Annotated in this window: 13 protein-coding genes; 9 read left to right on the forward strand and 4 right to left on the reverse strand. The window is 66.4% G+C overall.

What is annotated here, in order from left to right; translation table 11 throughout:
* Positions 1-5: 5 nt before the first annotated feature.
* From icmH to tssJ, 3 genes are all read right to left on the reverse strand, one after another.
* Positions 6-788, reverse strand: a complete 783-nt coding sequence (icmH, locus tag H0X95_RS18605) for a type IVB secretion system protein IcmH/DotU (RefSeq protein WP_006494424.1) — start codon at positions 786-788, stop codon at positions 6-8.
* On the reverse strand, positions 785-2,131 hold the full coding sequence (tssK, locus tag H0X95_RS18610) for a type VI secretion system baseplate subunit TssK (RefSeq protein ID WP_006477098.1): 1,347 nt from the start codon (positions 2,129-2,131) through the stop codon (positions 785-787). The genes icmH and tssK overlap by 4 nt, the downstream gene beginning before the upstream one ends.
* 105 nt (positions 2,132-2,236) lie before the next feature.
* On the reverse strand, positions 2,237-2,836 hold the full coding sequence (gene tssJ / locus H0X95_RS18615) for a type VI secretion system lipoprotein TssJ (protein WP_006485335.1): 600 nt from the start codon (positions 2,834-2,836) through the stop codon (positions 2,237-2,239).
* A gap of 387 nt (positions 2,837-3,223) precedes the next feature.
* On the opposite strand from tssJ, the gene H0X95_RS18620 reads away from it, so the two are divergent.
* The 9 genes from H0X95_RS18620 to tssA all read left to right on the forward strand — a co-directional run bounded on the left by H0X95_RS18620 (position 3,224) and on the right by tssA (position 13,893).
* Complete coding sequence (locus H0X95_RS18620) at positions 3,224-3,850, forward strand: tetratricopeptide repeat protein (protein WP_043204524.1); 627 nt, start codon at positions 3,224-3,226, stop codon at positions 3,848-3,850.
* A gap of 46 nt (positions 3,851-3,896) precedes the next feature.
* A complete protein-coding gene (gene tssB / locus H0X95_RS18625; RefSeq protein WP_006484395.1) occupies positions 3,897-4,412 on the forward strand; it encodes a type VI secretion system contractile sheath small subunit in 516 nt (171 codons plus the stop codon).
* Between the two features lie 15 nt (positions 4,413-4,427).
* Positions 4,428-5,918, forward strand: a complete 1,491-nt coding sequence (gene tssC, locus H0X95_RS18630; protein ID WP_006484397.1) for a type VI secretion system contractile sheath large subunit — start codon at positions 4,428-4,430, stop codon at positions 5,916-5,918.
* Positions 5,919-5,988: 70 nt separating this feature from the next.
* Complete coding sequence (locus H0X95_RS18635; RefSeq protein WP_006477093.1) at positions 5,989-6,492, forward strand: Hcp family type VI secretion system effector; 504 nt, start codon at positions 5,989-5,991, stop codon at positions 6,490-6,492.
* Between the two features lie 62 nt (positions 6,493-6,554).
* Positions 6,555-7,040 (forward strand): type VI secretion system baseplate subunit TssE, encoded by a 486-nt coding sequence (tssE, locus tag H0X95_RS18640; RefSeq protein ID WP_006477092.1) that lies wholly within the window; start codon positions 6,555-6,557, stop codon positions 7,038-7,040.
* A 76-nt stretch (positions 7,041-7,116) separates the two neighbouring features.
* On the forward strand, positions 7,117-8,952 hold the full coding sequence (gene tssF / locus H0X95_RS18645; protein WP_048986026.1) for a type VI secretion system baseplate subunit TssF: 1,836 nt from the start codon (positions 7,117-7,119) through the stop codon (positions 8,950-8,952).
* On the forward strand, positions 8,916-10,016 hold the full coding sequence (tssG, locus tag H0X95_RS18650) for a type VI secretion system baseplate subunit TssG (protein WP_058901209.1): 1,101 nt from the start codon (positions 8,916-8,918) through the stop codon (positions 10,014-10,016). The genes tssF and tssG overlap by 37 nt, the downstream gene beginning before the upstream one ends.
* Positions 10,017-10,057: 41 nt before the next feature.
* Complete coding sequence (tssH, locus tag H0X95_RS18655; RefSeq protein ID WP_006494419.1) at positions 10,058-12,727, forward strand: type VI secretion system ATPase TssH; 2,670 nt, start codon at positions 10,058-10,060, stop codon at positions 12,725-12,727.
* A gap of 44 nt (positions 12,728-12,771) precedes the next feature.
* Complete coding sequence (tssA, locus tag H0X95_RS18660) at positions 12,772-13,893, forward strand: type VI secretion system protein TssA (protein WP_006494418.1); 1,122 nt, start codon at positions 12,772-12,774, stop codon at positions 13,891-13,893.
* Positions 13,894-13,986: 93 nt separating this feature from the next.
* Here tssA and H0X95_RS18665 read toward each other — a convergent pair whose 3' ends face one another.
* Complete coding sequence (locus H0X95_RS18665) at positions 13,987-14,937, reverse strand: OmpA family protein (RefSeq protein ID WP_006494417.1); 951 nt, start codon at positions 14,935-14,937, stop codon at positions 13,987-13,989.
* Positions 14,938-14,939: the final 2 nt, after the last annotated feature.

The following is a 14,939-nucleotide window of genomic DNA, read 5'->3' on the forward strand; positions in this document are numbered from 1 at the left end:
GCCGGTTACGGCAACGAGATCGTCAGGTTGGCCGACTCCGGCCCGACCTTGATCACCTGCGAATACGGCGAGAGCGCTTGCAGCGTCTTGTCCTTCAGGTACGTGTTGAGCCCGAGGTACCCGAGCAGCGCCACCAGCGCGAACACGGTCCCGATCGCCCACACCGGCACCTCGCGCTTCAACCGGTGCGCGATCTGGTCCGGCAGCGGCCAGTGCGGCGCGAACGGCGCGCGCTTGCCCTTCATGTGCGCGATCTCGTCGCCCAGCCGCGCGGTCAGGTAAGCGAGCTTTTCCGGCCCTTCGAGCAGGTACTTGCCCTGGAACCCGAGCAGCAGGCACATATGGAACACCTCGAGCGACTGCAGCCGTGCCGCACCCTGCGCACGACCTTCCTCGAGATACTGGAAGAACTTCTCGCCGGCGAGCTGCTCGCCGAACAACACGAGCTGCAGCGGCCGGCGTTCCCAGTCCGCGCGGATCTTGAACTGCGACGACAGCACCATCTCGTCGATGGCCGCGCAGAACGCGAACTTCGCGCCGTACACGTCCTCGGCGGCGATATTCAGCTTCTTCGCGCCGCGCTCGAAATCCGACAGGAATTCCTGGATCCGCGTGCTGAACTCGCTGGCGCTGTCCGGCTCCCGTCCGTTCTTGAGCAGGAACAGCATGAAGAACCCGTCGTACAGCAAATCGAGCAGCGAACGGGCCTGGAACGCGGAGTCCGTCGACGCCGGGGTGTGCAGCGGTGCCGGCGCGTTGTCGCCGAACAAGGAAGGCGCGTAGCTCATGATGTGACCGCGATCAGTTCGAATTTCAGGTCATTGATACCAGTCGGCGCGTAGATCATCGCGGACTGGGCCTGCAGCATGCGCTCGTACAGCGGGCTGCGCGAATCGAGCGCGAAGTAGCACGCGCCGGGGCGCACCGGAATCGCGGGCGGCACCTGCGGCGTGTACGACAGCCGCACGCCGGGCATTGCCGACAGCACGAGCTTGTCGACGTCGTCCGGCGCGCCGACCTTGAAGCGGGCCGGCACCGCATCGACGAGCTCGACGCTCGGCATGTCCGCGGACACCGCGAGGTAGAACTCGGTCTTGTCGTCGATCTTGCCGGAATCGAGGCGGCCGAGGTGGAACGACGGGCGCACCTCGTCGAGCGTGATCGCGAAATAGCGCGTCGAGATCACGGTGTCGAGCAGTTCGCGCAGCATCAGGTCGAGACGCGCGAAGCTCGGGCCCGGATCGTCGTGGCGGTACACGGGCAGGTCGGCGAGCGTATAGCCCTTCGAGAACGTCATCAACTGGCCGGCGAGGCGCAGCAGCTCCTGGAACAGCCGCTCCGGATGCAGCGCCGCATGCTGGTGCAGGTGCGCGAGCGTCGCGAATGCGGCGTTCGCCGTGTGCAGCAGCCAGAACGACGCGATGTCCCCCGAGCGGAACTCGATGATGTTCTTCGACGGCTCGCGGTGAAAACCGTACAGCGCGTTCACCTTCGCCTGCAGCGCGTCGACCAGCTGGCGCAGCCGCTGGTGCAGGATCGGCGACGCTTCGATCGCGAGGCACGGCGGCACGAAGCTGTCGTCGATCTCGAAGCCGGACGTCGCGGTGCGGCGCACGCGTACGAGCGGCACCGACAGCAACTGGTCGCGCGGCTCGCTGTGCGCGATCAGCTTGACCTGCGTCTTCAGGAACGTGATGTCGGCTTCGGCGGCGTCGGTGAAGTTGTCGGCGACGCTCGTCTGCTCGCTGACGAACCGCGTCATGAAGCCGGCGGCCGGATCGTCGCTGTAGTTGGTGCCGTTCTCGCGCAGCGGGTGCAGCGCGAGATAGAACACGAATTCGTTGATGCCGTCGGGCAACGTATCCAGTGCGATCGGCGGCGGCAGGTCGTCGGCCTGCGGCGCGGCATACAGCGCGCCGTCCGGGAACACGAGCGCGAGTTCGGCCACCCGCAGCACATTGCTGCCGAGCGCGTCGCGGTCGATGCGCACCGAGCGCACGCCCCAGTTGTATGGCTGGATCGCCTGGATGGACTCGAACAGGCGCGCCTCGTGGTACGCGTCCTGCCGCTGAAAGTGTTGAGGCCGGAGGAACAGCCCTTCCCCCCACAGCACCTTGGCCGAATAACTCATGTCAAATCCGGTTAATGTGGCGTTTGCGATGTAATCGATTTGGTCGTGCCCGAATTAAATCGCCAAGTGTGTTAACTCTTGTTAATTGACATTCGTGCGTCATGTTTAACCGCAGGAGACCGAAGACAGCATATTCAGCGGTTGCGAAGGCGCACCCTGTTGCGGTGCGATGACCGTGCCGTCGGTGACCGTCATCGCGCAATTATGCAGGCCGATGATTATGCCGGATTTCTCCGACTTCACCGGATCGAACGTCAGTTTCCAGCGTTGCAGTGCGGGATCGCGGAACAGCGCGACAATGCCGAATGCCTGCGCTTCGCGCGATACCTTCTCGGTTGCCGTATAGCGCTGGCCCGGAATCAGCGTGATTTCACGCACGTTCAGCAGATCGGCGCCGAGTGCGGTTTTTTCCTTGGCCGGGTCGGTAAATGCGTCGAACGGCGCTTGCTGGAACGAGGTCGGGTCTTTCAGCGCATAGAGGCGCACGACGAGCGCGAGCGGCTTGTTGTCGGTCGCGGCATTCAGGTTCGGTGCGGCGGCCAGCGTGAGGCCGATGTTGCGCGGCGGCTTCTGCGCGTCGGGCACCTCGGGCTTGCCGATGCCGGCCGCGGACATCACGGCGCTCGCGGCCGAGCCGAGCAGCGGAGCGGCCGCGCATCCGGCCAGAAGGGCGCACGCAAGCAGCGGCAGCGCGTAGCGAATCATGGACGATCTCATCGTTTTTTCCGGCGTGCCGCCTTTATCCCTGTCAAAACTGCCGGGATATTGCCGCGTTCGCTGCGTATCCCCCGACATTGCACCGTTCAACTATTAAGCACGCCCGCGTCAGGCGAGCATCCGGAAATTTTTTCCGCCATCCGGGCGGCGCGTCGTGCAACCAGTAAAACTTGCGCATTCCGGTCGAAAGAAAAACCGCTGCGAGCCCGCAGCGAGCGGCCATTCGAGGGGGTAGCGCCCGGTTTTAAAAGGAATTACTCTTCACACGACGATTGAATTATGAAAAATTGATCGGTACTATACCCGCGCGCTTCTTGCAAAGCAAAAGAACCAGATTCTCAACGATTTAAAACTCACGCGCCGGTGGATATAACGATGAAAGACCGTCTCTTCGCAAAACTGTCTGGGGTAGTGGTGGCTTGCGGCGTGATCGCCGGTTGTGCGAGCCAGCCTCCCGCGCCGCCGACTGCGGAAGTGTTCAACAAGTCGCTGGCCGATGCAGACGCCGTCGCGAAGGCGGGGGACCAGGACAAGGCGCTCGGCCTGTACCAGCAGCTCGCGAAGTCGGACCCGACGCGCGAGGAACCGTGGTCGCGCATCGCGCAAATCCAGTTCGCACAAAACCATTACGGGCAGGCGATCGTCGCCGCCCAGGAAGCGCTGCAGCGCGACGCGACCGATCGTCAGGCGAAGAGCGTGCTGGCCGTCGCCGGCCTGCGGATCGCGACGCAGTCGCTCGGCGAGCTGCGCCAGGATGCATCGCTCGCGGGCGATGCGAAGTCCGACGCGCAGGCGCTCGCGAAGCAGTTGCGCGACACGCTCGGCGAATCGGCGCTGTTTCCGCCAGAAACCAAGATCGCGAAACCGCGCCCGCCGCGCCGCGTCGTCCATCGTGCGAAGGCCGCGGCCGCACCGGCGGCCGAAGCGGCCGCGAGCGCCGCCCCGACGCCGCCCGCGGCGCAAAAGGGCAGCGCGGATCCGTTCGGCGCACTGCGCAACTGAAACCGCAACTGACGCGATAACCACAACTAACCTGGGAGCCGTCGAGATGGCCAAGAAAGAAAGCATTCAGAAAAGCTTGCAGAAAATACGGCCGCCGCGCGTCCAGCTGACCTACGAGGTCGAGAAGGGCGATGCGATCGAGGTGAAGGAACTGCCGTTCGTCGTCGGGGTCGTCGGCGATCTGGCGGGCCAGTCCGAAATCGAGCAGCCGAAGCTGCGCGACCGCAAGTTCGTCAATATCGACCGCGACAATTTCGACGACGTGATGAAGGCGATCGAGCCGCGCGCCGCGTTCCAGGTGGAAAACCGCCTGAGCCCGGAAGGCGGCAAGTTCGCGGTCGACCTGAAGTTCCGCTCGCTGTCGGATTTCAGCCCGGACGAAGTCGTCGAACAGGTCGAGCCGCTGCGCCGCCTGCTCGAGGCGCGCTCGAAGCTCGCCGACCTGCGCAACAAGCTCGCCGGCAACGACAAGCTCGAGGATCTGCTGTCCGAGGTGCTGAAGAACACGCAGCAGCTGCAGGAGCTCGCGAAGGGCACCGGCGGCGACAAAGACGGCGAATGACGACGGAGTGTTGAGATGAACCAGCAAACGGCTGCGGCCCAAGCGAGCGGCGCGGAATACGCCGCCGGGACTTCGTTGCTCGACGACATCGTCGAGAAGAGCAAGGTCGCGAAATCCGATTCCGAGCATGCGCGCGCGAAGGACCTGATCGGCGAACTCGTGCACCAGGTGCTCGACGGCACGGTGATCGTGTCGGACAACCTGTCGGCCACGATCGATGCGCGCGTCGCGGAACTCGACCGCCTGATTTCCACGCAGCTTTCCGCGGTGATGCACGCGCCGGAATTCCAGCGCCTCGAAAGCACGTGGCGCGGGCTGGACTATCTGGTCAAGGAAAGCAACACGGGCCAGACGATCAAGATCAAGGCGCTGCACGCACCGAAGCGCGACCTCGTGCGCGATTTCAAGGGCGCGAGCGAGTTCGACCAGAGCGCGCTGTTCAAGAAGGTCTACGAAGAGGAATTCGGCACGTTCGGCGGTTCGCCGTTCGGTGCGCTGATCGGCGATTACGAGATCTCGCGCCAGCCGGAAGACATGTATTTCATCGAGCAGATGTCGCACGTCGCGGCGGCCGCGCATGCGCCGTTCATCGCGTCGGCGTCGCCGGAGCTGCTCGGCCTCGAGTCGTTCTCCGACCTCGGCAAGCCGCGCGACCTCGGCAAGGTGTTCGACACCGTCGAATACGCGAAGTGGAAATCGTTCCGCGACGCCGAGGATTCCCGCTACGTCGGCCTGACGCTGCCGCGCTTCCTCGGCCGCCTGCCGTTCAATCCGAAGGACGGCCAGACCGCGGAGAACTTCAACTTCGTCGAGGACGTCGACGGCACTGACCACGACAAGTACCTGTGGTGCAACGCGGCATGGGCCTTCGCGGCACGCCTGACGGCCGCGTTCGACGACTTCGGCTGGTGCGCGGCGATCCGCGGCGTCGAGGGCGGCGGCCTCGTCGAGGATCTGCCGACCCACACGTTCAAGACCGACGACGGTGAAGTCGCGCTGAAGTGCCCGACCGAAATCGCGATCACCGATCGCCGCGAGAAGGAGCTGAGCGACCTCGGCTTCATCCCGCTCGTCCATTGCAAGAACTCAGATTACGCCGCGTTCTTCGCTGCGCAGTCGGTGCAGAAGCCGAAAAAGTACAGCACCGACAGCGCGAATGCGAACGCCGTCCTGTCCGCCCAGCTTCAGTACATCTTCTCGGTATCGCGCGTCGCGCACTACCTGAAGGCGATGATGCGGGACAAGATCGGCAGCTTCGCATCGGCGCAGAACGTGGAGACTTTCCTCAACCGGTGGATTTCGCAGTACGTCCTGCTCGACGACAACGCCTCGCAGGAACAGAAAGCGCAATTCCCGCTGCGCGAGGCATCCATACAAGTGTCGGAGATTCCGGGCAAGCCGGGCTCGTATCGTTCGGTCGCGTTCCTGCGCCCGCACTTTCAGCTCGACGAACTCTCGATTTCTCTGCGACTTGTCGCTGATCTGCCCAAACCGGCAAATTCATAAGCGAGTAAATCGCCCGGGCGGGCCGCCTGGGTAGGACGTTAAAACCACCTCTTTGGGGAGTCGAAGGGCCATGTTACATATGCACTTGCAGTTTGGTAGTCCCGCGGTGAAGGGCGAATCCGCGGACAAGGACCATCAGGGCTGGATCGAACTGAAATCGTGGGATCACTCGATCGTTCAGCCGCGTTCGGCAACCGCATCGACCGCTGGCGGTCACACGATGACGCGTTGCGAGCACGGCGACATGATCTTCACGAAGGAAATCGATTCGTCGAGCCCGCTGCTGTACCAGCACGCTTCGGGCGGTACCACGTTCGACGAAGTGACGGTCCATTTCTCGCGCGCGGACGGTGAAGGCAAGCGCGTGCAGTATCTGGAAGTCAAGCTCAAGTACGTGATCATCTCGAGCATCGCCCCGAGCGTCCGCGAGGAAGGTCTGCCCCTCGAGACGTTCTCGCTGAAGTACGCAGCCGTGCAGTGGAAGCAAACCCAGCAGAAGATCGGCGGCAACCAGGGCGGCAACACGCAAGGCGCCTGGAGCCTGACGAAGAACGACAAGACCTACGCGGTCTAAGGTCGGTTGCGGCAACGGGGCGCTCGGCGTCCCGTTGCCGTTTTCGCTGTCAACACCGGCCGATGAAACGATTCGAACCCAGTTTTCTCGACAAGCTGTTCGACGACGAACCGCATCTGCCGGCCTCGGCCGCGATGCGGCAATTGTCGCTGGACGAGCTCAAGAACACGGTCGCCCGCGACGTCGAGGCGATCCTCAACACCCGTATCGCGCATACCGAGAACGAGCTGGCCGCGCTGCCGGAATGCCAGAAATCGGTGCTGACCTACGGGCTGAACGATTTCGCGGGGCTGAGCCTCGCGAGCCACTACGACCGCGCATTCATCTGCAAGTCGATCCAGCAGGCCATCGCGCGCCACGAGCCGCGCCTGCAGCAGGTGCAGGTGACGTTCGAGCTGAACGAGCAGGCCACCAACGCGCTGTACTTCGCGATCCAGGCGCTGCTCGTCGTGCACCCGGCCGAGGAGCCGGTGAGTTTCGACGCGATGCTGCAACCGTCGACGCTGCAGTATTCGGTCACGCGCGCACGCGCGGCACGCATGCAGTAAATCAAGCCGCCGAGCGGGCCGGACCGCCCGGTGGTGAATCAGGTCCGGCAGGAAATATTGAGGTTCGGGGTCGTCGATGGAAGAATTGCTGCCGTATTACGAACGCGAATTATCGTTTTTGCGGCGCTATTCGCGAGATTTCGCCGAACGCTATCCGAAGATCGCCGCGCGCCTCGCGCTGTCCGGCGAGCATTGCGAGGATCCGCACGTCGAGCGGATGATCGAGTCGTTCGCGCTGCTCGGCGCGCGCATCAACAAGAAGCTCGACGACGACTACCCCGAATTCACCGAAGCGCTGCTGGAAGTGCTGTATCCGCACTACCTGCGGCCGTTCCCGTCGTGTTCGATCGCGCAGTTCACGCCGGCTTCGCCCGGCCAGCAGACCGAACCGGTCGTGATCGAGCGCGGCACCGAGCTGAAGAGCCGTCCGATCCGCGGCGTGCAATGCCGGTTCCGTACCGCCTACGACGTGACGCTCGCGCCGATCCGCATCTCGGAAGCACGCTATACGCCGGTCGCGCTCGCGCCGAGCGCGACGGTGCTGCCGTCGAACGCGACGGGCGTGATCTCGATCACGTTCGAATCGCTCGCCGCGCAGCTCGATCTCGGCGCGCTGAAGCTGTCGACGCTGCGCGCGCACCTGCACGGCGAGCAGTCGTTCGTCGCCGCGCTCACCGACTGCCTGTTCGTCAACGTGCTCGGCGCGTACGTCGAACCCGAACGCAACGGCCGCTGGACCGCGCTGCGCAAGCTGCCGATCGCGCAGGCCGGCTTCGCCGAGGACGACGCGCTGATCGACTATCCGGCGAAATCGCATCCCGCATACCGGCTGCTCACCGAATACTTCGCGTTCCCCGACAAGTTCGATTTCGTCGACTTCGACCTCGCGGCGATCGCGCGCGCGTCGGGCCGCTGCCAGCGCGCGACGCTGCATCTGGTGCTGCAGGACGTGCGCAGCGATTCGCATATCGCGCGCCTGCTCGAATTGCTGACGGCGAGCCATTTCCGGCTGTTCTGCACGCCGATCGTGAACCTGTTCCGCCAGCACGGCGAGCCGATCCGCATCACGCACCGCGCGGTGTCGTATCCGGTGATCGCCGAGGCGCGGCGCGCGTTCGCGTACGAGGTGTACTCGATCGACTCGGTGAAGCTCGTCCGGCAGCAGGCGCACGAGGAATCGGTGATCGAGTTCCGGCCGTTCTATTCGCTGCATCACGGCGAAGCGGCGCGGATCGGCCACTACTGGTTCGCGCGGCGCAACGACTGGGTCGCGCAGAAGAGCCCCGGCTACGAAACCGAGATCTCGATCGTCGACATCGACTTCGAGCCGACGTCGCCGCAGACCGACACGCTGAGCCTCGACCTCACCTGCACGAACCGCGACCTGCCGGCGATGCTGGCGTTCGGCCTCGAAGGCGGCGACCTGTTCCAGGAAGGCGGCGCGCAGACGAGCGGCATTTCGCTGCTGCGTCGCCCGACGCAGAGCGTGCGCTTCGAGCGCGGCCGCGCCGCGCACTGGCGGCTCGTGTCGCATCTCGCGCTCAACCACGTATCGCTCGTCGCGCACGGCCTCGCGCCGCTGAAGGAAATGCTGACGCTGTACGACCTGCGACGCACGGCGGTGTCGATGCGCCAGATCGACGGCCTGGTCGGCGTCGAGCAGCGCGGCGCCGTGCAGTGGCTGCCCGGCAAGCCGTTCGCGACCTTCGTGCGCGGCATCGAGATCCGGCTGACGATCGACGAGGAACACTTCGTCGGCGCGAGCCTCGCGTCCTTCGTGCGCGTGCTCGACAGCTTCTTCGGGCTGTACGTCCACCTCAACAGTTTCGTTCAATTGGTCGTCGTGTCGAAGCGCACCGGCGAGGAGATCATTCGATGCAAGCCCCGAACCGGCGAATCGATCCTGGCGTAGTCGACGCGCTGCTCGACGAGCCGCACCGCTTCGAGTTCTTCCAGGCGGTGCGCGTGCTCGAAGGGCTGTTCGCGCGGCAGGCGTCGGATGCGCCCGGCGCGTGGCGGCAGGGCGACGTGGTCGCGCAGCGCATCGCATTCCGCAACACGCTGTCGCTCGGCTTTCCGCCGAGCGAGATCGAAGGCGCGCGCTCGTTCGACGACGACGGCGCGTCGCTGAGTTCGGGCGAGCAGCGCGGCGCCGCGCTGGCCGCCGGCGAACTCGGCCGCGTCGAGCTGACGCCCGCGTTCTTCGGGCTGCTCGGCGGGCAGGGCGCGCTGCCGCTGCACTACACCGAGCAGATCGTCGCGCGCGAGCATCTGCGGCGCGACCATGCGGCGCGCGCGTTCTTCGACGTGTTCTCGAACCGCGCGACCGCGCTGTTCTACGCGGCGTGGAAGAAATACCGGCTGCCGTTCCACTACGAGCTCGACCGCGACGAGCGCTACCTGCCGCTGTTGCTCGCGATCGCGGGCGTGCCGAGCGACGAGGTGCGCGACAGCCTCGCGGCCGGCGCGGGCGGTGTGCTCGACGAGGCCGTGGCCGGCTACGCGCTCGCCGCGCGGCACCGGCCGATGTCGGCCGCCTACCTGCAGCGCACGCTGTCCGATTACTTCCGCGTGCCGGTGAAGATCGACCAGTTCGTCGGCAAGTGGTACGACGTGCCGCCCGATCAGCTGAGCGTGCTCGGCGAAGTCAACGCGGTGCTCGGCGCGACGGCGCTCGTCGGCGAGCGCGTGTGGCAGCGCGACATGCGCGCGCGAATCGTCGTCGGCCCGCTGTCCAAGCGCGACTACGAGGCGTTCCTGCCCGGCGGCGCGCAGGCCGTCGCGCTCGAGCGGATGCTGACGCTGCTCGCCGGCGTCACGCTCGAATACGAGGTGAAGCTCGTGCTGAAGCGCACCGAGGTCGGCGCGAGCGTGCTCGGCGCGGGCTCGCGGCTCGGCTGGGATGCGTTCCTGTGCACGCGCGACGCGGCCGAGGACCGTTCGGACGCCCGCTACGAACTGCACGTGATTCACTGAGACCCTAACAACAACACGCAATCGAACCTGAGATCGACGCCATGAGCACGCCTCTGAAGACCCTGATCACGAAACTGAACCCGCTGTGCCGCCACGCGACCGAGCGGGCGGCGAGCGCGTGCCTGGCGCGCGGCCACTACGAGGTCGATCTGGAACACCTGTTCCTCGCGTTGCTCGACGAGGCGACGGGCGACCTGCCGCTCGCGTTGCGCGCGAGCCGCGTCGATCCGCATGCGCTGCACGCCGATCTCGAACGCGAGCTCACGCGCCTGAAGACCGGCAACACGCGCACGCCGGTGTTCTCCGTCCATCTGATCGCGCTGTTCGAGCAGGCGTGGCTGATCGCGTCGCTCGATTCGCAGCTCGGCCGCATCCGGTCGGGTCACCTGCTGCTCGCGCTGCTGACCGCGCCGGATCTCGCGCAGTTCGCGCAACGGATGTCGTCGCGCTTCGCGGAAATGAACGTGACGGACCTGAAGCACAAGTTCGACGAAATCATGGCCGGTTCGAGCGAAGCCGAGCCGCGCCAGACGGACGACGAGGGCAGCGACGTCGCGCCCGCCGCCGACGGCATGGCACCCGCGGCCGGCCCGTCGAAGACGCCCGCGCTCGACACGTACACGACCAACCTCACGCAGCGCGCCCGCGACGGCAAGATCGATCCGGTGATCGGCCGCGAAGCGGAGATCCGCCAGGCGATCGACATCCTGATGCGCCGTCGCCAGAACAACCCGATCATGACCGGCGAGGCCGGCGTCGGCAAAACGGCGGTCGTCGAAGGGCTCGCGCTGCGGATCGCGGCCGACGACGTGCCGCCGCCGTTGCGCGGCGTCGCGCTGCACGTGCTCGACATGGGGCTGCTGCAGGCCGGCGCGAGCGTGAAGGGCGAGTTCGAGAACCGGCTGAAGAGCGTGATCGACGAGGTGAAGAAGAGCGCGCATCCGATCATCCTGTTCATCGACGAGGCGCACACGATCATCGGCGCGGGCGGCCAGGCCGGCCAGAACGACGCGGCGAACCTGCTGAAGCCGGCGCTCGCGCGCGGCGAGCTGCGCACGATCGCCGCGACGACGTGGAGCGAATACAAGAAGTATTTCGAGAAGGATGCGGCGCTCGCGCGGCGCTTCCAGGTCGTGAAGGTCGAGGAGCCGAGCGAGCCGCTCGCGGCCGCGATGCTGCGCGGGATGTCGGGCCTGATGGAGAAGCACTTCAACGTGCGGATCCTCGACGATGCGATCACCGAGGCCGTGCGCCTGTCGCATCGCTACATCAGCGGTCGTCAGCTGCCGGACAAGGCGATCAGCGTGCTCGACACCGCGTGCGCGAAGGTCGCGCTCGCGCACAGCGCGACACCGGCGGCGATCGACGACACCAAGAAGCGCATCGAGCGGATCGATGCGGAAATCGCGTCGCTGGAGCGCGAAGCGGCGGGCGGCGCGGCGCACGACGAGCGGCTCGGCGAGCTGCGCGGCGCGCGCGACACGGCGCTCGAACAACTGGCAAAGGACGAGGAACGCTACGAAGCCGAGCGCGTGATCGTCGCCGAGATCACCGAGCTGCGCGATGCGCTCGACCGCGCACGCGGCCCGTCGGAAGACGGCCAGCCGGTCGACGTGCAGGCCACCCGCGACAAGCTCGCGGAGCGCGTCGCGGCGCTGCACGCGCTGCAAGGGGGCGAGCCGATGGTGCCGCTGCAGGTCGACGGCCACGTGGTCGCCGAGATCGTCGCCGCGTGGACCGGCATTCCGCTCGGCCGGATGGTGAAGGACGAGATCGACACCGTGCTGAACCTGCAGCCGCTGCTGACCGCGCGCGTGATCGGCCAGGACCATGCGCTGGAGGCGATCGCGCAGCGCGTGCGCACCGCGACCGCGAACCTCGAGGATCCGAACAAGCCGCGCGGCGTGTTCATGTTCGTCGGGCCGTCGGGGGTCGGCAAGACCGAGACGGCGCTGGCGCTGGCCGACATCCTGTACGGCGGCGAGCGCAAGATGGTCACGATCAACATGAGCGAGTACCAGGAAGCGCACAGCGTGTCGGGCCTGAAGGGCTCGCCGCCGGGCTACGTCGGTTACGGCGAAGGCGGCGTGCTGACCGAGGCCGTGCGCCGCAACCCGTATTCCGTCGTGCTGCTCGACGAAGTCGAGAAGGCGCACCCCGACGTGCTCGAAATGTTCTTCCAGGTGTTCGACAAGGGCACGATGGACGATGCGGAAGGGCGCGAGATCGACTTTCGCAACACGCTGATCATCCTGACCTCGAACGTCGGCTCGGCCGCGGTGATGCAGGCGTGCCTGAACAAGCCGGCCGAGGAACTGCCCGACCCGGACACGCTCGCCGAGACGCTGCGTCCGCAGTTGTACAAGACCTTCAAGCCGGCGTTCCTCGGCCGGATGAAGGTCGTGCCGTACTACCCGATTTCCGACGACGTGCTGGCCGAGATCATCGAGCTGAAGCTCGAACGCATCCGCCGCCGGATCGAAGCGAACCACAAGGCCGCGTTCGAGTGGGACGAGTCGCTCGTCGACGCGGTGCTCGCGCGCTGCACCGAGGTCGACTCGGGCGCCCGCAACGTCGACCACATCCTGAACGGCACGCTGCTGCCGGAGATCGCGGGCCACGTGCTGGGCCGGATCGCCGACGGCGCGGCCATCGCGCGCATCGCGGTGCGCGCGGACGAGGCCGGCGAATTCGCGTACACCGTCGAATGAGTCCCCGCACGCGACATCTCATGCATCAAAGGATTCACTGAACCATGCCGATCAATCTCCCCGAGCTGCTGACGCCGATCAGCGAGGCGTCGCCCAGCGGCGACGACCTGCTGTTCTCGAACGAATTCGACGCGATCCAGGACGCGCGGCGCTACGACGACCCGACGCTCGACCAGGGCGAATGGGTGACCGAGATCAAGGAGGCCGACTGGGGCTTCGTCGTCGACCATGCGGGCGAGCTGCTGCGCACGCGCACGAAGGACCTGCGGCTTGCCGTGTGGCTGACCGAGGCGCTCGCGCTCGAGGACGGCATCACCGGCCTCACCGAAGGCTATGCGCTGCTCGAGGGTCTGTGCCGCGAGTTCTGGGACACCTTCCACCCGCTGCCCGAGGACGACGACATCGAGCACCGGCTCGGCAACGTCGCATGGCTGTCCGGTCGCACGGCCGAGCTGCTGCGCGCGGTGCCGCTGACCGACGGTGCATCGAATGCGTTCAGCACGCTCGACTGGGAAGTCGCGCAGCACGTCGCGCAGTCGATCAAGCGCGACCCCGAGCATGCGGACGACATCGCGCGCGGCAAGCCGTCGATCGAGCAGATCGACGCGTCGCGGCGCGTGACGTCGATCGCGTTCTACACGGCGCTGCTGGCGAACCTGAAGGCGTTCGAATTCGCGCTCGATGCGTTCGAGGAGCGGCTCGTCGAGCGCGCGGGCGATTCGGCGCCGAGCTTCCGGCAGGCGCGCGACGCGTTCGAGACCGTGTACCGGCTCGCCGAGCGCTTCGCGCGCGAACAGGGCTATACCGGCAGCGCGCCGCACACGCAGGCGGCGCAGCAGGCCCAGCCCGAGCGCATCGAGCCGGTGTTCGGCCAACCGATCCAGACCGAGGAGACTCACGTGCAGCAGCAGACCGCTTCGCGTCCTCCGGTGACGCAGACGATCGCCGGCATCCAGAACCGTGCGCAGGCCGTCGACCAGTTGCGTGCGGTGGCGCGCTATTTCCGTCAGACCGAGCCGCACAGCCCGGTCGCGTATCTCGCCGACAAGGCGGCCGAATGGGCCGACATGCCGCTGCACAAGTGGCTCGAGAGCGTCGTGAAGGACGACGGCTCGCTGTCGCATATTCGCGAACTGCTGGGCGTGCGGCCCGACGAGCAGTCGTAAACGCAAGACGGGCGGTGCATCGCTGCCGCCGCCCGTCGTATGCCGTGCCGCCGCCGCGCTCCGTCATGGAGACGGCGGCCGGTCGAGGTCCCGTTACTGCCCGACGCGGAATTCGATCCGCCGGTTCCGCGCCCGCCCGTCGGCCGTATCGTTCGGCGCGATCGGCTGATCCGGCCCGACGCCCGTCGTCGTCATCTGCTGCGGCGGAATGCTCTTCGTGATCAGGTAGCCCTTCACCGCATCCGCGCGCGCCTGGCTCAGCGCGATGTTCGACGTCCGGTTCCCCGAGTTGTCGGTGTGGCCGATGATGTCGACCGTGCGGTTCTGCATCTTCGCGAGCGCGGCCGCCATCTGGTCGAGGATCAACTTGCCCTGCGGCGTCAGCGTCGCGCTGCCGGTCTCGAACTCGATCGTCCGGTTCGCGAGCGTCTGGTCGAGCACGCCCTGCTCGGACGCCGACACGCGCAGCCCGTTCTTGATCGTGTACGTCGGGTTCAGCGTGTTCGCCATGTCGCTCGCGAGCTGCTGGCGCTGCGCCTCGTTGTGCACCTCGCCCTTCATCTCGATCTGCGTGCCGTTGATCTTCAACTGGCCCTTGCTGATCTGCTTGAGCTGCGCGCCGAGCAGTTTCTGCACGTTCGCGCTCCAGTTCGGCGGCGTCGCGACGTCGCCCACCTCGATCTGGTCGACGACGTTCGTCGCGCCGTAGGTATCGCGCAGCTTCTGCAGCACGGCGGCCTTGGTCGCCTCGTCGGGCACCTTGCCGCCGACCACCACCTGGCCGGGCGCCGCGTTCGCGGGCGGCGGCGTGAGCGTGCCGGCGGTGCCGTGCACCACCGTGCCGGACGCGCCGCCGGCGTTGGGGTTGGCCTGCGGCAGCGCGGTCGTCGCGACCGTGCCGTTGCCGACCGGCGTGACGGTCGCGCCGGTGTTCTGCGCGAAGGCCGCGCCGCTCGCGACGAGGCCGGCCGCGAACAGCGCGGCGAGGGCGGGCGAGACGGCGGCCGACAAGCGCGCGCGCCGGACCTGAATCGTGCGATGCATGC

Origin of the sequence: Burkholderia sp. 9779_493 (assembly GCF_015712215.1) — a bacterium.
GTDB classification, from domain to species: domain Bacteria; phylum Pseudomonadota; class Gammaproteobacteria; order Burkholderiales; family Burkholderiaceae; genus Burkholderia; species Burkholderia cenocepacia.